The sequence below is a fragment of the uncultured Algoriphagus sp. genome (assembly GCF_963974835.1).
Lineage (GTDB): Bacteria > Bacteroidota > Bacteroidia > Cytophagales > Cyclobacteriaceae > Algoriphagus.
Map to the genome: position 1 here is coordinate 143943 of NZ_CAXBET010000010.1, position 20611 is coordinate 164553.

Consider the following 20611-nt stretch of genomic DNA (forward strand, 5'->3'; position numbering starts at 1 on the left):
ACTAGTAGAGAACGGTTAGGCAAACTGACTTTCAAATACAAAGAACTCATTATTCCAATCAATGTGGTTGGGCTTTTGCTCATATAACCCAAAAACTGAGGACCCCGAGCCTGACATTGCTGCATAATAAGCGCCATGCTCATACAGCCTTTCTTTTATTGCCTTAATTTCCGGATGATTAGGAAAAATGCTTGCCTCAAAATCATTTATCAATTCTTCTTTCCATCTTCTTTTATCTGCCAAGACTTCTTTGAGTTTGACTTTTGGAGTGGCAGGAGTTACTCCTGCATAGGCTTCTTTTGTGCCAATATGTATACCTGGGTTTATTAACAGCAAATGCGACCCTTTCAAGTCTAGCTCGATTGACTCCAATATCTCGCCTCTTCCTGTGGCGATTTTAGGGGTGTTTTCAATGAAGAACGCACAATCACTTCCTAGTTGTGCTGCATATTCCTCCAGAAAAAAATCATCCAGAATCAGATCAAAAAGATTATTCATCAGACTCAGGGCAAAAGCAGCGTCAGCTGATCCGCCACCTAATCCAGCACCCATAGGAATGTTCTTGTGGAGGTGGATATTTACGTGCGGTAGGCTCGGAAAGTCTTTTTTCAAAAGCTGATAAGCCATCATAATAAGATTGTCCTTAGCCTCTCCTGGAACTTCCAGTCCAGTGGTAGTGAAACTGGTTCTTTTTTGATCAACGATCATTTCCAGTGCATCCATCAGCGGAATTGGGATCATACAGCTCTCTATATCATGGTACCCATCTTTTCTTTTGGCAGTGACATGAAGACCTAGGTTAATCTTTGCGTTTGGAAATGAAATCATTGTATTGAAAGTTTAGTCAAAAATAGAACAATTTCTCAGTGATGAGAAGTTATGAACCAATTGAGAAATTGTTAAAAAAGCTAGCATATATTAAAGTAAATGAGGTATATCATTTTTCTTATTAAAAAAAAGAGAATAACTTTTGCGATAAATTGAATATTATCAAAATCAATACAAAATTTTGAGAATCGAAAAATTAGACAAATCATTTGCTGAAAAACAGGGGTAAATCATAAGTATTGGAGTTTTATATTTTGAAAAAATAAATTTTTCATACATTTTTTATCTGAGATACTTGAAAATTGTAAAATTAAATATTGTAAGTCTGAAAATTCGGTTTTAAGTTTGTCATGTACTTCGGCATCGAGTCGAAGAGAACCTGGAAAAACAGTATGTATAAAGTAGTCATTTTGCTAAGCGTAATTATTCTCATTGGATTCTAAATGTGAGGCACTAGACTATTCTTTATAATGAAATAAAAAAAAATCTGAAGTGCCTCACTAACCTGAGGCACTTTTTTTATACCCTAATAAATATGACCCTGAAAAAACATAGTTGGGAGATAAGTGAGAATGACGAGCATCCAGCAGGAAAAGCAATGCTTTATGCTACTGGTATGAGCGATAAGAAAATGAAACAGCCTTTTGTAGGGGTAGCCAGTTGTGGCTATGAAAGTAACCCCTGCAATATGCACCTGAATGACTTTGCCGGTCTGATCAAAGCCTCTTCTCAAGAGCATGATCTGACCGGTTTAGTTTTTAATACCATTGGAATCTCTGATGGAACTACCATGGGTACGCTTGGGATGCGTTATTCATTGGTATCACGAGAAATTATTGCAGATTCTATTGAGTCATTTATAATAGGACACTCTTTCGATGGCTGTATATCAGTGGCTGGCTGCGACAAGAATATGCCAGGCGCATTGATGGGGATGATCCGTACAGATAGACCTTCCATTTTGGTATATGGCGGTACTATCGCATCAGGCCATTATAAAGGAGAGAAGCTAAATATTGTTTCCGCTTTTGAAGCGTTTGGAAAAAGAGTAAACGGTAATATCTCAGATGAAGATTACGATGGGGTGATGCGTAATGCCTGCCCTGGTCAAGGTGCCTGCGGAGGAATGTATACGGCAAACACCATGTCTTCAGCGATCGAAGCAATGGGGATGTCGCTTCCATACTCTTCGTCTTATCCAGCAAATTCTCCTGAGAAACTGAGAGAATGTCGTGAGGTCAATAAATACATGAGAATCCTGTTGGAAAAGGATATCAAGCCTAGCGACATCATCACTAGAAAAAGTATTGAGAACGCAGTTACAGTTGCAATCGCTTTAGGTGGTAGCACAAACGCCGTGATGCACATCATAGCCATAGCGAGAACTGCCGGAGTAGAATTCAATATCGAAGACTTCAAGGCAATCAATGCCAAAACTCCTATGCTTGGTGATTTTAAGCCATCAGGGAAATTCATGATGGAAGACCTTCATGAGCAAGGTGGAGTTCCTGCTTTTATGAAATATATGCTCCAAAATGGCTTTCTGCATGGGGATTGCTTGACAGTAACAGGTAAAACTTTGGAAGAAAATCTAAAAGATATAGAGCCAGTGACCGTTTCTATGGTGAACGTTATTCACCCATTGGAAACTCCGATCAAAGCTACGGGACATTTGTGTATCCTTGATGGGAATTTGGCACCGGAAGGAGCTGTAGCAAAAATAACAGGCAAAGAAGGTAGTTCATTTACTGGACCAGCTCATGTATTTGACTCTGAGCAGGAAGCAAATGATGCCATCCGCGATCATAAAGTACAAAAGGGCGAAGTACTAGTTATTAGAAATATTGGACCAAAAGGTGGTCCTGGAATGCCGGAAATGCTCAAGCCTACTTCTATGATTATAGGAGCGGGGCTAGGGTCAGAAGTGGCATTGATCACTGATGGAAGATTCTCAGGTGGTACGCACGGATTCGTAGTGGGCCATGTGACTCCAGAAGCTTGGTGTGGTGGCCCTATTGGATTAGTGAAAAATGGAGATGTCATTACTATTGATGCTGATGGGTTAAAATTATCTGTAGCAGTGACGGATGATGAATTCGCAGAAAGAAGGAAATCCTGGAAGCAGAGAGAAATGTCTGACTTGCAAGGAACACTTAAGAAATACAATAAACTTGTTGCAACTGCCTCAGAAGGTTGCGTAACAGATAAATTCTAGAACCATGAAGGATTCGATGATCAGAGGGGCTGATATAGTTGTCAGATCACTTATTGCCGAAAACGCGGAAATCATCTTCGGCTATCCCGGAGGTGCGATTATGCCGGTTTACGATGCTTTACATGACTATCATGACCAAGTAAGACACGTGTTGACACGTCATGAGCAGGGAGCAATCCATGCTGCTCAGGGTTATGCTAGAGTTTCCGGAAAAGTCGGGGTCTGTATTGCTACTTCAGGCCCTGGAGCTACCAACTTGATTACTGGATTGGCAGATGCCCAAATTGACAGCACTCCTTTGGTATGTATTACCGGCCAAGTTGCTTCTCACCTATTAGGTACTGATGCATTTCAGGAGACCGATGTGGTGGGCATATCTATGCCTGGCACCAAATGGAATATACAGGTAAGAAGAGTGGAGGATATTGCCCCGGCTATTGCAAAGGGCTTTTATATAGCTAAGTCGGGAAGACCAGGACCGGTTTTAATTGACATCACGAAGGATGCTCAGACGAATTTTGGTGATTTCAATTACAGCAAGTGTCTTGGCTTTAGATCATATAGGACGCATATTCCTGTTGAGAAATCAGCTATTCAGGAAGCTGCTTTCCTGATCAATATGGCAAAAAGACCATATGTGTTATTTGGTCAAGGTGTAGTATTGGGAGAGGCAGAACAGGAATTGAAAGCATTTTTGGATAAGTCTGGAATACCTGCTGCATCTACTTTGCTTGGTTCTGGAGCACTCACAGAAGATCATCCCAATTATGTAGGTAAGCTTGGTATGCATGGTAATTATGCTCCGAACTTATTGACCAATCAATGTGATGTTTTGATCGCTGTAGGGATGAGATTTGATGACCGTGTAACTGGAGATCCTAAACGCTATGCGAAGCAGGCGAAGGTAATTCACCTTGAGCTTGATCCTGCAGAAATCAACAAAATAGTAAAATGCGAGGTTGCTGTGCTCGGAAGTTGCAAGGACAGCCTAACTCTGCTTACTGAAGCAGTTAAGGAAAATTCCTATCCTGAGTGGATGGCAAAATTTAAGGAGCTTTCAGATCAGGAGCATGCGACCGTTATCCAGCCGGATTTGAAGCCGACCAAGGTAGGCATGACTATGGGAGAAGTGATTCATCAGATCAATCAATATAAAGCAGATGATGCAATATTGGTAACCGACGTCGGGCAACATCAGATGATAGCTTGGAGGTATTTTAACTATAAAAAACCAAGGACTCAGGTCACTTCCGGTGGATTGGGAACTATGGGTTTTGCACTTCCTGCAGCATTGGGAGCTCAGATGTACGATTTCTCCAGACAGGTAGTGTGTGTGGTGGGAGATGGCGGTATTCAGATGACTATACAGGAACTGGGTACCATTATGCAGACCAAAGCACCTGTGAAGATAGTGTTGCTTAACAACAATTTCCTTGGCATGGTACGTCAGTGGCAGCAGATGTTCTTTGATAAGCGCTACTCTTTTACCGAACTCGACAATCCTGATTTTATCAAAATAGCTGAGGCATATAATATTCAAGCGCAAAAAGTCACCGAACGTGGTGATTTGCAGGAAGCAATTGAAGATATGCTGATTCACGATGGACCATATTTCCTAGAAGTAGTAGTGGAAAAAGAAGATAATGTATTCCCAATGATTGCCACTGGATGTTCAGTGGAAGAGGTCAGACTTAGCTAATTTAACCTTATGAAATCGAGTACGAACCCAAGGTTTTCACAGATAGAGAATTACAGATTCTGTGAGATTCCATGTGACCTTTCAATGAAAATTCTAAACACATGAAACGATATACCATATTCGTTATTACCGAGAATTTCATCGGTATTCTAAATCGCATTACCATTATTTTTACCCGAAGAGGTATAAATATAGATGCGCTGACAGCCTCAGAAAGTAGACTGGAAGGGATTCATAGGATCACTATCGAAGTGACTGCTTCGGAGGATACGGTCACTCAGCTAGTCAATCAGATCGAGAAAATCATCGATGTGATTAAGGCTTTTTATCACGAAGACGAAAGTGTGGTCTATCAGGAGATTGCTTTGTACAAAATCCCTGTTTCGAGACTTGATGGCGGATTGGAGACGATTATCCGGCAGCACAATGCCAAAATCATCGCAGCTGAACCCGACTTTGTAGTCTTAGAATTGACTGGTCACAAAGAGCAGACTCAAGAGCTACTTGAAATTTTGAAAGGGTATGGTCTCTTGGAATTTGCCAGATCAGGCAGAGTAGCTGTAGCAAAAAGAATGTTGACAATTGACAGTTTTGTCAAATAATAATAAACCAAAACGGGATTCCGCTGGAACCTATTAAACACTAGTAATTAACTATTAAAAGCTCATGAAATTAAAATTCGGCTCAACAGAAGAAAACGTAGTAACCAGGGAAGAATTTCCACTGGAAAAAGCAAGAGAAGTACTTAAAGACGAAGTGATCGCTGTATTAGGTTACGGAGTACAAGGTCCTGGTCAGGCACTTAACTTGAAAGACAACGGATTCAATGTGATTGTAGGTCAGCGTAAAGGCTCCAAGACTTGGGAAAAAGCTGTAGCTGATGGCTGGGTTCCTGGTCAAACGCTTTTTGAATTGGAAGAAGCTTGTGAAAAAGGTACTATCCTTCAATTTCTACTTTCTGATGCAGGTCAGATTGCTCTTTGGCCAACAGTAAAAAAACACCTTACTCCTGGTAAAGCGTTATATTTCTCTCACGGCTTCGGTGTGACGTACAAGGAAAAAACCGGTATTATTCCTCCAGCTGATATAGATGTGATCTTGGTAGCTCCTAAAGGTTCAGGTACTTCTTTAAGAAGAATGTTTGTAGAAGGTAGAGGCTTGAATTCTTCTTATGCAATCTATCAGGATGGAACTGGTAAGGCGAAAGATCGTGTTGTAGCTCTTGGTATCGGTGTAGGATCAGGTTACTTATTCGAAACAGATTTCTACCGTGAAGTAACATCAGATTTGACTGGCGAAAGAGGAACTTTGATGGGTGCTATTCAGGGTATTTTCGCAGCTCAATACGAAGTGTTGAGATCAAATGGTCATACTCCATCTGAAGCATTCAACGAAACAGTGGAAGAATTGACTCAGTCTTTGATGCCATTGGTAGCTGAAAACGGAATGGATTGGATGTATGCTAACTGCTCTACTACAGCACAAAGAGGTGCTTTGGATTGGTGGAAGCCATTCAGGGATGCTACTAAACCGGTATTTGAAGAACTATATAACAGTGTAAAAACTGGACAAGAGGCTCAGAAGTCTATTGACTCTAACTCTAAAGAAGATTACCGAGTAAAACTGGAAGCTGAATTGAAAGAATTGAGAGATTCTGAAATGTGGCAGGCAGGTGCTGTCGTCCGTCAGTTGAGACCAGAAAATAATTAATATAAAACCCCCAAGAATTATGAGTGAGAAGCTATGGATATTTGACACTACCCTGAGAGATGGGGAGCAAGTACCCGGGTGTCAGCTGAATACCCAGGAGAAAATTGTGGTAGCAAAAGCGCTGGAAGAACTAGGTGTAGATATTATCGAAGCCGGCTTTCCCATTTCAAGTCCAGGAGATTTTAATTCTGTACTCGAGATTTCAAAGGCAGTTTCCAACCCAATTATCTGTGCCCTCTCCAGAGCTGTAGAAAAAGATATCGAAGTAGCGGCTCAATCCCTCAAATTCGCGAAAAAGGGTCGTATTCATACTGGAATTGGTGTTTCACCATATCACATTCAATACAAACTGCGCTCCACTCCCGAGGATATCATTGCCCGGGGTGTGGCAGCAGTGAAGTTTGCAAGAAGGTTTGTTGATGATGTGGAGTTTTACGCAGAGGATGCAGGTCGTGCCGATGCAGACTTTCTGAATAAGATCATTGAGGAAGTGATCAAGGCTGGAGCGACAGTGGTGAATATTCCTGATACCACGGGATATACACTTCCAGAACAATACGGTGCTATCATCGCAAGTTTGAAGAATAATGTGCCAAATATTGACAAAGCAATTATCGCTACACATTGTCACAATGACCTAGGAATGGCTACTGCAAATACGGTATCCGGCGTTCAGCATGGTGCCCGTCAAGTAGAAGTTACAATCAACGGTATTGGAGAAAGAGCAGGGAATACCTCTCTTGAAGAAGTTGTAATGGCTATCAAATGTCATAAATCAATCGAAGTCCATACTGATATAGTTACTCCTAAGATTTACAATACAAGCAGATTGGTTTCCAAGTTGATGAACATGCCTGTTCAGCCAAACAAGGCTATTGTAGGTAGAAATGCATTTGCTCACTCATCTGGGATTCATCAAGATGGAGTACTGAAGCATAGAGAAAATTACGAAATCATTGATCCTAAGGACGTGGGTGTTGGTGAATCAACAATTGTATTGACTGCAAGATCTGGACGTGCTGCTTTAAAACATCACCTTGATGCTTTGGGGGTAGAATTGGAAGGCGATGCTCTTCGAGATGTCTACGAGGAATTTTTGATCCTTGCTGATAGTAAAAGAGATATTGGACGCAAAGACCTTTTGGGGCTTGTGGGCAAATTTGTAAGTGAGTCAAATTTCATTGAACTGGGTAAGGTCACCTATTCATCAAATGGAACTATTCAAGCGCAAGTAGAAATGAAAATCGGTGACGAATTTCATACTTCTACCGCACATGGAAATGGTCCTGTAGATGCAGTTCTGAAAGCTATAGACAAGATCGCCAAGCCAGCAGTGGAATTGGAGGAATTCCTAATCCAAGCCATTACCCATGGTAGTGATGATGTGGCAAAAGTTCACATGAGATTAATCAAAGGAGACAAACCTTACTATGGTTTTGCCTCACATACAGACATCGTATTGGCTTCAGCTCAGGCCTTTGTAGATGCACTCAATAAAATCCCGGTCAAAGAATACGCGACCGCATAATTATGGAAAAGACAACATTATTTGATAAAATCTGGGATGCTCACGTAGTGAAATCCGTTCCGGCTGGACCAGATGTATTCTTCATCGATAAGCATTTTATCCATGAGGTAACTTCTCCGGTAGCTTTTCTAAACTTGGAAAAGCGTGGAATTGGCGTAAAAAACCCAAGCAGAACAGTTGCAACACCTGATCACAACGTACCTACAGTCGATCAGGATAAAACAATTAAGGACAAGCTTTCACGCATGCAAGTAGAAAGACTTCGTGAGAACTGTGCCAAATACGGCATCGAACTTCACGATTTGGGTTCTGCTCATCATGGGATTGTTCACGTGATAGGACCGGAATTGGGTATCACCCAGCCAGGAATGACTATCGTGTGTGGTGATAGCCATACTTCTACTCACGGCGCTTTCGGAGCAATTGCTTTCGGGATCGGTACTTCTGAGGTAGAAATGGTATTAGCGACGCAGTGTATCATGCAGTCCAAGGCTAAGAAAATGAGAATCACCATCGATGGCGTAGCTGGACCTGGCGTAACTTCCAAAGACTTGATACTCTATGTGATCGCACAGATCTCCGCTGCAGGTGCTACTGGATACTTTGTGGAGTATGCAGGATCGGCTATCCAAAGCCTTTCTATGGAAGCTAGAATGACGGTGTGTAACATGTCTATCGAAATGGGTGCTCGTGGAGGTTTGATTGCTCCTGATGAAACTACTTTCGAATACTTGAAAGGGAAAGAATACGCTCCAAAAGGCGAAGATTGGGACAAAGCTGTTGCTCATTGGAAAACTCTGAAAACAGACGAAGGTGCGGTTTTCGATAAGGAGTATCACTTCGATGCTGCGGATATCGAACCGATGATCACCTACGGTACTAATCCAGGTATGGGAATCAAAGTGAAGGGAAATATTCCTACCACTGAAGGCATGGAAGGAAGCAATAAATCTTCTTACCTGAAGTCTTTAGCCTACATGGGCTTCGAGCCAGGTGAAGCTATCGAGGGTAAAAAAGTTGACTTCGTATTCGTAGGCTCTTGTACCAACGGGCGTATCGAGGATATTCGTTCTGTGGCATCTTATGTAAAAGGACACAAAAAAGCAGATAACATTACCGCTTGGATCGTTCCAGGTTCTCGCGAAGTTGAGAAAATGGCACATGAAGAAGGTTTGGTTAAAATCCTGGAAGAAGCTGGATTCGAACTACGTCAACCAGGTTGTTCTGCTTGTCTAGCGATGAACGATGACAAGATTCCTTCTGGAAAATATGCAGTCTCTACTTCTAATAGAAACTTCGAAGGTCGTCAAGGGCCTGGAGCTAGAACCATGCTCGCATCTCCTTTAACAGTAGCAGCAGTAGCCATTGCCGGTGAAATCTGCGATCCAAGAGAAGTGTTTCAAAATTAAAAATACGAAGTCAGAAATGGGAAGTACCTGTTTGCACCGAGCAAACCATTCAACTTTCCAACTTTCCAACCTTTGAACTAATTAAAAAATGGCTTACGATAAATTTACTGTTCTCACGAGCACTGCGGTTCCATTACCGACAGACAATGTGGATACAGATCAGATCATCCCAGCTCGATTCCTAAAGGCTACAGAGCGTGAAGGTTTCGGCGACAATCTTTTCCGTGACTGGAGATATGATGTAGAAGGTAACCCTAAAAAAGATTTTGTCCTGAACGATCCTACTTACAGCGGTAAAATCTTGGTTTCAGGAAGGAACTTCGGTTCTGGGTCTAGCCGGGAACATGCTGTTTGGGCATTGTATGATTATGGATTCAGATGTGTAGTATCCAGCTTTTTCGCAGATATCTTCAAAAATAACTGCTTAAATATCGGAGTACTTCCAGTGACTGTTTCCCCTGAGTTTTCTGATAAACTTATGGATGCAATTACTACAAATCCTGAAACTACGATTACTGTAGACATTCCGAATCAGAAGATTACCCTTGACTCCACAGGGGAATTTGAGTCTTTTGACATCAACGAATACAAAAAAGATAACATGCAAAATGGCTTCGACGATATCGACTACTTATTAAGTATGTCAGATGAAATCGATGCTTTTGCTGCAAATAAATAAGTGAAAATGGCCGCAGGGAAGCGCATTGAAATAATGGATACTACGCTAAGGGATGGTGAACAGACCTCTAGCGTTTCCTTCTTGCCTTCTGAAAAGCTGCAGATCGCTAAGCTTTTGCTGGATGAATTGAAGGTAGATCGAATAGAGGTTGCTTCAGCTAGAGTTTCAGATGGGGAATTGGAAGGGGTGCAAAAAATCACACACTGGGCAGCTGAGAAAGGCTATCTGGATAGGGTTGAGGTTTTAGGCTTTGTGGATACACCCGCTTCGGTGGATTGGCTGTTGAAGGCTGGTGCCAAAGTGATGAATCTGCTTACAAAAGGTTCCCTTAATCACCTTGTGCATCAATTGAAAAAAACTCAGGATGAGCATTTTGCAGACATCCAAAAGAGCATTGAATATGCTCAGGAAAATGGGATTGATGTAAATGTGTATCTGGAAGATTGGTCGAATGGAATGCGGAATTCTCAGGAATACACGTTAGCCTTGATCGGATTCCTGACCACACTTCCTGTGAAGAGAATTATGCTTCCAGATACGTTGGGACTGCTTTCTCCGGAAGAGACAAAGGCATTTTTCATCCAAATATCTACCAAATTCCCGAACGCCCATTTTGATTTCCATGCGCATAATGACTACGATCTTTCTGTAGCCAACGTCATGGAAGCCATCATGTACGGTGCTTCTGGAATTCATACTACGATCAATGGGCTTGGAGAAAGAGCTGGAAATGCTCCATTGGAATCAGTGATTGCAGTGATCAAAGATTTCACTGATCTTCAGATCAATGTGCAGGAGCAGAAAATCTACCGCGTAAGTAAGTTGGTAGAGCAGTTTTCCGGACAGCATATTCCAGCAAATAAGCCTGTAGTCGGTGAAAATGTATTTACTCAAACTGCAGGAATTCACGCTGACGGAGACAATAAGAAAAACCTTTATTTCAACGATCTGCTTCCTGAGCGATTTGGTCGACAGCGGAAATATGCCCTTGGTAAAACTTCCGGCAAAGCCAATATTCTAAAGAATTTGGAAGAGCTGGGGATTTCTTTAGAAAAAGAGGAACTGACGAAAGTGACTCAGCGAATCATCGAACTGGGTGATAAAAAAGAGCGGGTTACTACGGAAGATCTGCCTTATATCATTTCCGATGTATTGCAGAATAACTCTATTTCCAAAAATATTTTCATCGAAGGCTACCATATGACCCATTCTCAAGGTCTAAAACCTTCTGTGCAACTTCGCTTAAACATTTACGGCAAATCCTATGACGCACATGCATCTGGAGATGGGCAATATGATGCATTTATGCGGGCAGTCAAAGAAATTTACAAATCCCGAAAAAGACAACTTCCTAAGTTGATCGATTACCATGTTTCGATTCCTCCTGGAGGCAAAACAGATGCTTTTGTGGAGACAGTCGTGACTTGGGATTATGGAAAAATATTTAAAACGAAAGGGCTAGATCCCGATCAAACAGTGGCTGCGATGATGGCCACAGAGAAAATGCTGAACATCGTCGAATCATTCAATCAAACACCAACGAAAGAAGAATCCAAGTTTTATGGAAATGAATATCGCGCTGTTGCCGGGTGACGGCATCGGACCTGAAGTAATCGACCAGGCTGTGAAAGTAGTGAAAGCTATTGGCCAGAAATTCGGACACAAAATCACTTTTACAGAAGCAGTAGTAGGAGCCGCAGCTATTGATGCGACTGGTGAACCTTATCCAGATTCAACCCACGAAATAGCTGCTGCATCAGACGCAGTTCTTTTCGGAGCTATCGGAGATCCTAAGTACGATAATGATCCTAAAGCTAAGGTTCGTCCAGAGCAAGGTTTGTTGTTGATGCGTCAGAAATTGGGCTTATTTGCCAATGTTCGTCCTACATTCACTTTCCCTTCTTTAGTGCATAAGTCTCCCTTGAAATTGGATCGTGTAGATGGTGTTGACTTTGTGTTTTTCAGAGAATTGACTGGTGGAATCTACTTCGGCGAGCCAAGAGGAAGAAACGAGCAAGGCACCAAAGCTTTTGATACCAATGTGTATAGCAAGCATGAGATCGTACGCTTGGCGAGAATGGGTTTCGAAGCTGCGCAAAAAAGAAGAAAACTCCTGACTTGCGTGGATAAAGCAAATGTGATGGCTACTTCTAGACTTTGGAGAGAAACCGTACAAGAACTTGCTCCAGAATATCCAGATGTGACAGTAGAATATGAATTCGTAGATGCGGTAGCGATGCGATTGATTCAGTGGCCAAAAGCGTACGATGTCTTGATTACTGAAAATTTATTCGGAGATATCTTGACAGATGAGGCTTCGGTAATTTCAGGTTCTATGGGCTTAATGCCATCTGCATCCTTGGGAACTTCCATCAAATTGTTCGAACCAATTCACGGTTCTTATCCACAAGCCGCTGGAAAAGACATTGCAAACCCATTGGCCACAGTTCTATCTGCTGCGATGATGTTTGATTATGCTTTTGATCTGAAAGAAGAAGCTAAACTAATTTCTGATGTAGTCAATCTTTCACTTGATGAAGGATATGTAACCGAAGATATTGCTGATGGCGGTACATCCTATAAAACTTCTGAAGTTGGCGATTGGCTAGCTGCGAAGATTTTGGCTTAAGATTGGAAAGTTAGAAAACTAGAAAACCACCTTGAAAGAGGTGGTTTTTTTATGCTTAATAGTAATGATAATCTAGAGCTAATCTTTCATTTGCAAGACCATGTTATATTTGATTATAACCTAAACACCCTATGCTATGAGATATCTTCCTATATTTTTTGTAATTATTGCTTTAAGTTTTGTCTCCTGCAGTTCGGCAGAGAAGATTGAAAAATCTTCCAAACAATGGTACAAAGGCAATCTTCATACGCATTCTTATTGGTCTGATGGTGATGATTATCCCGAGATGATTATGGATTGGTATAAGTCTCATGACTATGATTTTGTGGTTTTATCTGATCATAATACGCTGGCCCAAGGGGAAAAATGGAAGTTAATTCCGAAATCTCCCTCTCATGAATTGGGATTTCAAAAGTATGTAGAGAAATATGGTGATCAGGTTATTTATCGAAAGGACTCAGCTGATAGGATAGAAGTAAAATTGAAAACCTTGGCTGAATATGCTCCGATGTTTGAGGAAGAAGGAAAGTTTCTGATCATTCAATCGCAGGAGTTAACGGAGAGTTTTCAGAGTAAACCACTTCATATGAATGTGACGAACATTCAGAAATTAATCCCTGCAGAAGGAGGGAATTCAATTCCGGAGATTTTGCAAAATGGTTTGGATAGAGTTAAAGCACAGCGGGATTCTACTGGAGTGCCAATGTTTTTGCATATCAATCACCCAAATTTTGTCTGGGCTATCACGCCTGAGGATATTATAGCCTTGAATGGCGAGCGATTTTTTGAAGTTTACAACGGCCATCCTCAAGTGAATAATTATGGAGATTCCCTTCGACCTAGTATGGAAGTTTTGTGGGACAAAATCCAAGCATCGTATTTACAGGCTGGCAAACCCTTACTTTATGGATTGGCTGTGGATGATGCGCACAATTACCATGTTTTCGATCAAAATAGTAGCAATCCTGGAAGAGGCTGGGTAATGGTTTTGTCTGAAAGCTTAGATCCGGCATCTTTGGTTGAAGCTATGGAGCGTGGAGATTTCTATTCAAGTACTGGCGTTATTTTGAAATCAATAGACTTCAGTGGAAAAACGCTAAATGTCGAAGTGAAGGCGGAAGACGGTATTTCTTATGAAATCCAATTCTTTGGCACCAAAAAATCTTCCTCGGAAGAAAGCGGAATATTGCTGAGCGAAGTAAGCGGAACTTCAGGATCTTATACTTTGGAGTCAGATGATATGTATGTTCGAGCAAAAATCATTTCTTCCAAACCCAAAGAAAACCATTATCAGATCGGTGATACAGAAACGGCCTGGACACAGCCAGTTAAGACAAGATGAAGTTATAAATTAATGAATACTAAAATTATTGGTTGGTTTTACGTGACAATTGGAATATTTTCCTTTTGGTTATACAGGAAAATGTGGGTAGGGTTATCTAACTTCTTTGATAAGTCAGCAGATTTATCCAGTAATATATTTTCCTCTAACATCTTTTTCGGTCAATTATTTTTCTACATAAGTTTATCAACCCTATTAATTATTTTTGGAATAATAAAAATCAAAGAGGGTAAAGTAAGGAAGCTTAATCTAGTAATTATATTTGTGATAGGCCTTTGGTTCCTTCTTGAGATACCTATGTATAAATGTGATTTTTATGGAATACCTCATTCATTTTGGCATTCCCAAAAATTCCATTTTCACTAAAGAGCATACTTTGCACTAAAAATATAATGCATTGATGGTTTGATCTAAATTCCCTTAATTTCAAAGTTCAAATCACAAATCGTTATTTCATTGCAATCCCGACCATATTCCTATCTTTTTTCCATTTCATATTTTGGTGCACGATACAAAGGTTGGGCTCCTCAGCCCAATCAGCCAACAGTACAGCGTAGGTTGGAGCGGGTGATTAGACATTTGTTGGGTCATGAAGATTTTTCTCTGATTGGATCAAGCAGAACAGACTCTGGAGTTTCCTGTGTTGGAGGGTATGTGCAGATTTTCCTTCGGGAAAAAGTTGAAATGAATTCACTCTTGCCCGAATTGAATGAGCGCTTGCCTCAGGATATGCAGTTAAATTCCGTGCAGGAAGTCGCCACCAATTTTAACTTGATCCAATCCGTAAAGCAGAAAACTTACCGCTATTATTTTTCTAACTTAATAGATTTCCATCCTTTTGCTTCGGCTTTTCTAGTCAATATAAAGGAGAATCTGAATTGGGAAGCGATGAGAGAAGCTTGTCAATTGTTTAAAGGGAAGCATGATTTCAAGGCGTTTTGCAAGCCTTCTGAAAATAAAATAGATTATATCCGAGAAGTTCTATCTGCTGGTATCCTAAATACAAACGAGTTTTTAGGGCAGTACTTTCCTAAAGAGATTTATTACTTCGAAATCACTGGTACTGGATTTCTTCATCATCAAGTGCGAATGATGATGTCAGCCGTTTGGCAAATTGGAAAAGGGGAAATGGAATTGCCGGAAATATCTGCCCGGTTTGAATCCCCAGAGCTATTTGAGAAATTACCTCCAGCACCGGCAAATGGTTTGGTGCTTTGGGAAACAGTATTAGATATCCTTTGATCGGTAAAACTGAGAAATCTCCTCGGAAGGTTTAATTTTTTATTTTAAACCTTCGAGGTCAAAAAATGTTTTCAAAGGTTCATCTCAAACACATAATCATCCATCACATAACCACTTCCTATATCTATGACTTCCTCCTTGATATTTTCAAAACCCATGTACTCGTAAAATTCAATAGCGCCCTTATTGTACTTGTTTACATTTAGTAGCAGACTTTTTTGCTCATTTTCTAAGGCAATCTTTTTAATAGCCTGAATTAATTTCTTCCCAATTCCTTTTCCCTGAGCTGAGGGCAGAATATAAATCTTGTGGATTTTGGTTTGACCTGGCTTTAGATTGGGTTGAATTCCAGTAAACCCTAATTCTACTCCATCTTCATATGCGAGCAAAAAGATATGACCATCTTCAAATTGTGCTTCGAGATGGGGTAAATCATAAAACAAATTTAGCATGTAATCGATTTGAGCAGGGCTAAGGATATCCCCAAAAGTGTCTGGCCAAGTTCTGTGGGCGATGGATTGCACTTGTTTTAAATCTTCTTTGGATGCTGGGATTATTTGAATCATAGGAGTAGAAAATGAAAATTCAATTTATCCCGATTGTGTTAAAAAACAGAAACCGAGCCCCTTTTTGTGAGACTCGGTTTTTAAATTTTAACTTATAAGGCTAAACCTTACTTGGTTCTGGGTGAGTATACCCTTCTCTGTATGGCCTTCTCAGTCTTTCAGTTGCTTCTTTATCTCCGATCACTGTCATGCTTTTAGGATCGTATTTCAATGCTCTTCCGCCCAAGTCCATGGAAATATTTGCCAAAATGCAGGAAGCGGTAGAAATATGACCTTCTTCTATATCAGCAACAGGTAAGGTGTTTTGATCAATTGCTTTCAACCAGTCTTTCATGTGAAGTCTTGTCGCAGGTGCGGCATTCAATTCTATATCTGGTTCATTGACATCTTCAGGATATTTTTCTCGTTCAAAAAGACAGTCAAAATGGATTGGCTTTTCATCTTTGTCCAACGGAGTATAATCTGCCTGCATGGTACTTCCTGCCAGCATTCCCTTGTCTCCAAAAATTTTGAATGCCCACGGATAGTCAGAATCATCCGGGTTTCCCCATGTTCTATGCTGCCAAACGACATTCAGTTCTGGGTATTCGAAGATGGCTGATTGAGTGTCTGAAATATTTGATTTTCCATCTTTCTGAACATAAATCCCTCCTGATGAACTGATCTGAGTGGGCCAACCCAACTTCAACATCCATCTTACGGTGTCTAGCATATGAACGCACATATCACCAGTGATTCCGTTTCCATATTCCATAAATGTTCTCCACCATCTTTTGTGAGGAATTCCATCATAAGGTCTTAAGGGTGCAGGTCCAGTCCACAGATCGTAATTAAAAAATTCTGGTACCGGCTCTACAGGTGGATTCCCATTCGCCCGCATGTGAAAATAGCAGCAAACCTCTACGTGAGAAATTTTACCTAGTTTCCCGGTATCAATAATTTGCTCTTTGGCATCAATCAAATGTGGTGTACTTTTTCGCTGAGTCCCTACTTGGACAACCTTGTTATATTTCCTTGCAGCTGCCACCATCGCTTCTCCTTCGATCACATCGACCGAAATAGGCTTCTGCACATAGACATGTGCTCCAGATTTTAGGGCGTCGATGCATTGCAGCGCATGCCAATGGTCCGGTGAGCCAATTAGCACGAATTCAGGTTTTTCTTTGCTTAAAAGTTCTTTATAATTTTCATAGAGGGCTGGGACTTTACCGGATTTTTGACGCGTCGCCACCATATCTCCAGCTGCTTTCAGCATATTTTTGTCAGGATCGCAAAGCCCAACGACTTCAACTTCAGCTACTTGAATAAGTCGGAAAAGATCCGATTTCCCATACCAGCCAGTACCAATCAAAGCAACTTGAAGAGGTCCTTCCCGGTCTTTAAAATCCATTCCTAACAATCCAAAACTAGCGAGTGTAGCCAAGGCAGATGAGCCTTTCAGAAAATCTCTACGGTTAAGAGCATTCATTGAGTAAGAGTTTGAGGTTTATTGTAGCTATTAAGTTACAAAAAGACAATCCCTTAGCAACAAGAATTGGATAAGTGGAAAGAAGATTAGTTAGAAATTCAAAATTTAAATTCTCAAATTTGATCTGGTTCCGGGTGAATGTAACCATCTCTATAAGGTCTTCTCAAAAGTGCGGTGGCTTCTTCATCTCCTTCAACTGTCATCGTTTTTGGATTGTAGCGAAGTGGTCTTCCGTCTAGTTCCATTGACATATTTGCCAAAATGCAGGAAGCTGTAGAAATATGACCTTCCAAAACGTCTGCAACAGGCAAAGTGTCATTTTCTATCGCCTTCAGCCAGTCTCTCATTTGCTCACGCGTAGCAGGCGCAGCGTGAACTTCATTGTCTTTTTCGGTAACATCTTCAGGGTATTGCTCTTTTTCCAGCACTACGTCATAATGAATAGCCTCACCTCTGCCATCAGGGTAATAATCAGCTCGCATCGGGCTTCCTGCCAGCATCCCATTTTCCCCGTAGATTTTAAAAGCCCAAGGATAATCCTTATCTACTGGATTACCCCAAGTGCGATGCTGCCAGACTACATTCAACTCGTCAAATTCAAAAAGGGCTGTTTGAGTATCCGAAATATTAGCCACGCTATCTTTCTGTACATAAATCCCACCAGTAGAAGTCACTTGTAAAGGCCATCCCAAATCCAGCATCCAGCGTACCGCATCCAGCATGTGTACGCACATATCGCCTACAATCCCATTTCCGTATTCCATAAAAGCTCTCCAGCCTCGATGCAAAATGCCTCTATAAGGAAGCATTGGTGCAGGACCAGCCCAGAGATCATAATTCAGATTTTCAGGAACAGGCATCACAGGAGGATTGCTGTTGTTTCGCATATGGTAATAGCAGCAAACCTCAGCATGGGAGATTTTTCCTAATTTCCCGGTATCGATAATTTCCTTTTTTGCTTGGACTAAATGTGGGGTGCTTCTACGTTGAGTTCCAATTTGCACTTTGCGATCGTATTTTCTGGCAGCGGCCAAAATAGCTTCTCCTTCAATCACATCCACTGAAATCGGTTTTTGTAAATAAACATGTGCCCCGCTTTTCAATGCAGCTATTGCGATCAGTGCATGCCAGTGATCCGGAGTTCCAACGAGTACATATTCAGGTTTTTCTTTGTCTAAAAGCTCCTTGTAATCTTCATAGAGTGGTGGGACTTTCCCGGACTTTTGTCTAGTCGCTACTAGTTTTCCTGCCTCTGCCAACTGAATGCTATCTACATCACATAGTCCAACAACCTCCACGTCTGCTACTTGAATCAATCGGAAAAGATCTGATTTGCCATACCATCCGGTGCCTATTAGTGCTACTTGCAATGGGCCTTTTCTGTCTTTAAAGTCCATACCTAGCAAGCCGAAACTAGCCAAGGACATCAGGGCAGTACTGCCTTTTAAAAATTCTCTTCGATTGAGTGGGTTCATAAGTAATTGATTTAGGATTCTGAATTTACAAAAAGCAAGGATTTTGCCAAGTACTTATGGTAAACATGGAGGCATTACCTGATGAGCATAATCAGTTCTAAAAAAGATTAGGGATAAAAGTGCAGATGAACAAATTACTTTGCTACCCAATCTAATTGCCTTCCTTCATCTTGAGCTTGTTTGTCTTTTGAAGTACCTATGGCTATCCCAATTGCCATACCAATAGGAAGTCCTATCCCCAGGAAGGCCAAATTACCTAAAGCTATACCAAAAACTACTCCCAGTGGAACCCCGAATGTAGCCATTCCGAGAACAAGCCATTGGAGCTGATAGTGATTTTGCGGGACAAGCTTCAGTTCTTGATCTAGGAGTTTGATGATACCTGCTTGCGCGGATTTTATTTGCTTGAGCAATTCGGGATCTGGACCTGGGAAATTATTTACTCCCGCAACAATCTCGTTTATTTTCAGCTCTTGCTCATCAGGAATAGACTTAAACTCAATAGCAGAAAGTAGAGTTCTCAGATTATTGGCTGCTCTGGCAAGCTTAGGGTTTTCTTCGAAAGAAGGTCGGTGAGTTAATTCAGAAAGGGGCATGAGTTAAAGTTAAAAAAAGATATTTTAAAAAATCCTATGTATATCACTCCCTATCTCCAATCTCTTTTAACGTAATCTCTACAGACTTAAAACATCGGTCACCCGACATCCAACACCCCACATCCTTAAAACTTCACCCCAAATCGCTCTCCCAGTTCAGTCAAATCCTTTACCACTGGATCTAGCAATGGAATTCCATCTTTCATGCGAATAGCTTCTAATTCCCGCTCAGGATCACCTGGGATCAATACCTTTTCATTTCCAGGTGTAGGTTTAGCCGCTCTGAATCTAGTGATCCAATTATCCATATGTGCTTTGAACTCGTCTGCAGGGCGGAAAGCATCTACTCGCATTGCTCCGAAAAAGTGACCAATTCCTTCTCCAACTGGATTAGGATCTGGCTCGAGGAATGCCACAAATGGTGGAACCCAAGGACCGTAATTGGCACCTGAAAGTACTGCTGAGAAAATGTCCACAACTGACCCTAATGCATATCCTTTGTGAGAACCATGTTCCCGGTCGCCTCCAAGAGGTAGTAATGCTCCACCGTCTTTTACACCATTGGCGGAAGTAGTTGGATTTCCCTCTTTGTCTTGAACCCAACCAGTTGGCGTGTCCATTCCTTTTCTTTGTAGGATTTCCAATTTCCCATTAGCTGCAGTGGTTGTCGCCAAATCTGCCACAAAAGGAGGCTGGTTTTTAGCAGGGATCGCAACTGCTATGGGATTCGTCCCGAGAAGTCTCTCCTGTGAAAAAGTCGGAGCAACCAGTGGACTGGCATTCGTCAGGGAAATCCCAATCATGTCATGATCCAAAGCCTGCATAGCATGGTAACCTGCAATTCCGTAATGATTTGAATTCTTCACAGAGACCCAACCTGTGCCGGCAATCTTAGCTTTTTCAATAGCAACTTTCATTGCAAATGGAGCTACAACCAAGCCCAATCCACCGTCTCCATCAACGACAGCAGTGGAAGGTGTTTCGTGAACGACACGCACATTTGGCGTAGCATTTATCCTTCCTTTCTCCCACAAACGCACATATCCGGAAAGTCTAGCTACCCCATGACTATCTACACCACGCAGATCTGCAGACAGTAATACATCCGCTGCAGTTTTAGCTTGGTCTTCCGGACAGCCGATTTTAGTAAGCATGCCTAGCGTAAAAGCGTGAAGTTGTTCGAAGGAATAGGTCATAGGAATAGTGGATTAATCTGGTGAAAAAC

The 20611-nt window shown here is 41.4% G+C and carries 17 protein-coding genes; 11 read left to right on the forward strand and 6 right to left on the reverse strand.

Annotated features, from left to right (window positions below; translation table 11 throughout):
• Positions 1 to 15: 15 nt before the first annotated feature.
• Complete coding sequence (ispE, locus tag AACZ73_RS17705; RefSeq protein ID WP_339879920.1) at positions 16 to 828, reverse strand: 4-(cytidine 5'-diphospho)-2-C-methyl-D-erythritol kinase; 813 nt, start codon at positions 826 to 828, stop codon at positions 16 to 18.
• Between the two features lie 535 nt (positions 829 to 1363).
• Here ispE and ilvD point away from each other — a divergent pair.
• The 11 genes from ilvD to truA all read left to right on the forward strand — a co-directional run bounded on the left by ilvD (position 1364) and on the right by truA (position 15281).
• Entirely contained in the window at positions 1364 to 3043 is a 1680-nt protein-coding gene (gene ilvD, locus AACZ73_RS17710; protein WP_339879922.1) for a dihydroxy-acid dehydratase, read from the forward strand.
• A 4-nt stretch (positions 3044 to 3047) separates the two neighbouring features.
• Positions 3048 to 4742, forward strand: coding sequence for a biosynthetic-type acetolactate synthase large subunit (gene ilvB / locus AACZ73_RS17715; RefSeq protein WP_339879924.1), 1695 nt, complete (start codon positions 3048 to 3050; stop codon positions 4740 to 4742).
• 101 nt (positions 4743 to 4843) lie between these two features.
• Positions 4844 to 5344: an acetolactate synthase small subunit gene (gene ilvN / locus AACZ73_RS17720; protein WP_339879926.1), complete on the forward strand. Its 501-nt coding sequence runs from the start codon at positions 4844 to 4846 to the stop codon at positions 5342 to 5344.
• A 64-nt stretch (positions 5345 to 5408) separates the two neighbouring features.
• On the forward strand, positions 5409 to 6452 hold the full coding sequence (gene ilvC / locus AACZ73_RS17725) for a ketol-acid reductoisomerase (RefSeq protein WP_339879928.1): 1044 nt from the start codon (positions 5409 to 5411) through the stop codon (positions 6450 to 6452).
• Positions 6453 to 6471: 19 nt separating this feature from the next.
• Positions 6472 to 7980, forward strand: coding sequence for a 2-isopropylmalate synthase (locus tag AACZ73_RS17730; RefSeq protein WP_339879930.1), 1509 nt, complete (start codon positions 6472 to 6474; stop codon positions 7978 to 7980).
• Between the two features lie 2 nt (positions 7981 to 7982).
• Complete coding sequence (gene leuC / locus AACZ73_RS17735; protein ID WP_339867776.1) at positions 7983 to 9389, forward strand: 3-isopropylmalate dehydratase large subunit; 1407 nt, start codon at positions 7983 to 7985, stop codon at positions 9387 to 9389.
• 88 nt (positions 9390 to 9477) lie between these two features.
• Entirely contained in the window at positions 9478 to 10068 is a 591-nt protein-coding gene (gene leuD, locus AACZ73_RS17740) for a 3-isopropylmalate dehydratase small subunit (protein ID WP_339879932.1), read from the forward strand.
• A 6-nt stretch (positions 10069 to 10074) separates the two neighbouring features.
• Positions 10075 to 11661: an alpha-isopropylmalate synthase regulatory domain-containing protein gene (locus AACZ73_RS17745; RefSeq protein ID WP_339867773.1), complete on the forward strand. Its 1587-nt coding sequence runs from the start codon at positions 10075 to 10077 to the stop codon at positions 11659 to 11661.
• Positions 11630 to 12697 carry a 3-isopropylmalate dehydrogenase gene (gene leuB, locus AACZ73_RS17750; protein ID WP_339879934.1) on the forward strand — a complete coding sequence of 356 codons (1068 nt, stop codon included), beginning with the start codon at positions 11630 to 11632 and terminating at the stop codon, positions 12695 to 12697. The genes AACZ73_RS17745 and leuB overlap by 32 nt, the downstream gene beginning before the upstream one ends.
• 136 nt (positions 12698 to 12833) lie before the next feature.
• Complete coding sequence (locus AACZ73_RS17755) at positions 12834 to 14039, forward strand: histidinol-phosphatase (protein ID WP_339879935.1); 1206 nt, start codon at positions 12834 to 12836, stop codon at positions 14037 to 14039.
• 456 nt (positions 14040 to 14495) lie between these two features.
• The gene (gene truA, locus AACZ73_RS17760) at positions 14496 to 15281 is read left to right on the forward strand and encodes a tRNA pseudouridine(38-40) synthase TruA (RefSeq protein ID WP_339879937.1); all 786 of its coding nucleotides are present in this window, start codon (positions 14496 to 14498) and stop codon (positions 15279 to 15281) included.
• 71 nt (positions 15282 to 15352) lie between these two features.
• On the opposite strand, the gene AACZ73_RS17765 is transcribed toward truA, so the two are convergent.
• The 5 genes from AACZ73_RS17765 to AACZ73_RS17785 form a co-directional block, all read right to left on the reverse strand.
• Positions 15353 to 15847, reverse strand: coding sequence for a GNAT family N-acetyltransferase (locus tag AACZ73_RS17765; RefSeq protein WP_339879939.1), 495 nt, complete (start codon positions 15845 to 15847; stop codon positions 15353 to 15355).
• Positions 15848 to 15947: 100 nt separating this feature from the next.
• The gene (locus tag AACZ73_RS17770; RefSeq protein WP_339879941.1) at positions 15948 to 17315 is read right to left on the reverse strand and encodes a Gfo/Idh/MocA family oxidoreductase; all 1368 of its coding nucleotides are present in this window, start codon (positions 17313 to 17315) and stop codon (positions 15948 to 15950) included.
• Positions 17316 to 17428: 113 nt separating this feature from the next.
• On the reverse strand, positions 17429 to 18790 hold the full coding sequence (locus AACZ73_RS17775; RefSeq protein WP_339879942.1) for a Gfo/Idh/MocA family oxidoreductase: 1362 nt from the start codon (positions 18788 to 18790) through the stop codon (positions 17429 to 17431).
• Between the two features lie 134 nt (positions 18791 to 18924).
• On the reverse strand, positions 18925 to 19386 hold the full coding sequence (locus AACZ73_RS17780; RefSeq protein ID WP_339879944.1) for a hypothetical protein: 462 nt from the start codon (positions 19384 to 19386) through the stop codon (positions 18925 to 18927).
• A gap of 125 nt (positions 19387 to 19511) precedes the next feature.
• Positions 19512 to 20582: an Ldh family oxidoreductase gene (locus AACZ73_RS17785; RefSeq protein ID WP_339879945.1), complete on the reverse strand. Its 1071-nt coding sequence runs from the start codon at positions 20580 to 20582 to the stop codon at positions 19512 to 19514.
• Between the last annotated feature and the right edge of the window lie 29 nt (positions 20583 to 20611).

Bases quoted from the DNA above. Each gene is read 5' to 3' on its own strand.
- AACZ73_RS17780 (WP_339879944.1), bottom strand. From the start codon at position 19,386: ATGCCCCTTTCTGAATTAACTCACCGACCTTCTTTCGAAGAAAACCCT.
- AACZ73_RS17785 (WP_339879945.1), bottom strand. From the start codon at position 20,582: ATGACCTATTCCTTCGAACAACTTCACGCTTTTACGCTAGGCATGCTT.
- AACZ73_RS17730 (WP_339879930.1), top strand. From the start codon at position 6,472: ATGAGTGAGAAGCTATGGATATTTGACACTACCCTGAGAGATGGGGAG.
- AACZ73_RS17770 (WP_339879941.1), bottom strand. From the start codon at position 17,315: ATGAATGCTCTTAACCGTAGAGATTTTCTGAAAGGCTCATCTGCCTTG.
- leuC (WP_339867776.1), top strand. From the start codon at position 7,983: ATGGAAAAGACAACATTATTTGATAAAATCTGGGATGCTCACGTAGTG.
- leuB (WP_339879934.1), top strand. From the start codon at position 11,630: ATGGAAATGAATATCGCGCTGTTGCCGGGTGACGGCATCGGACCTGAA.
- ilvC (WP_339879928.1), top strand. From the start codon at position 5,409: ATGAAATTAAAATTCGGCTCAACAGAAGAAAACGTAGTAACCAGGGAA.
- AACZ73_RS17755 (WP_339879935.1), top strand. From the start codon at position 12,834: ATGAGATATCTTCCTATATTTTTTGTAATTATTGCTTTAAGTTTTGTC.
- ilvB (WP_339879924.1), top strand. From the start codon at position 3,048: ATGAAGGATTCGATGATCAGAGGGGCTGATATAGTTGTCAGATCACTT.
- leuD (WP_339879932.1), top strand. From the start codon at position 9,478: ATGGCTTACGATAAATTTACTGTTCTCACGAGCACTGCGGTTCCATTA.
- ilvD (WP_339879922.1), top strand. From the start codon at position 1,364: ATGACCCTGAAAAAACATAGTTGGGAGATAAGTGAGAATGACGAGCAT.
- AACZ73_RS17765 (WP_339879939.1), bottom strand. From the start codon at position 15,847: ATGATTCAAATAATCCCAGCATCCAAAGAAGATTTAAAACAAGTGCAA.
- ispE (WP_339879920.1), bottom strand. From the start codon at position 828: ATGATTTCATTTCCAAACGCAAAGATTAACCTAGGTCTTCATGTCACT.
- AACZ73_RS17775 (WP_339879942.1), bottom strand. From the start codon at position 18,790: ATGAACCCACTCAATCGAAGAGAATTTTTAAAAGGCAGTACTGCCCTG.
- ilvN (WP_339879926.1), top strand. From the start codon at position 4,844: ATGAAACGATATACCATATTCGTTATTACCGAGAATTTCATCGGTATT.
- AACZ73_RS17745 (WP_339867773.1), top strand. From the start codon at position 10,075: ATGGCCGCAGGGAAGCGCATTGAAATAATGGATACTACGCTAAGGGAT.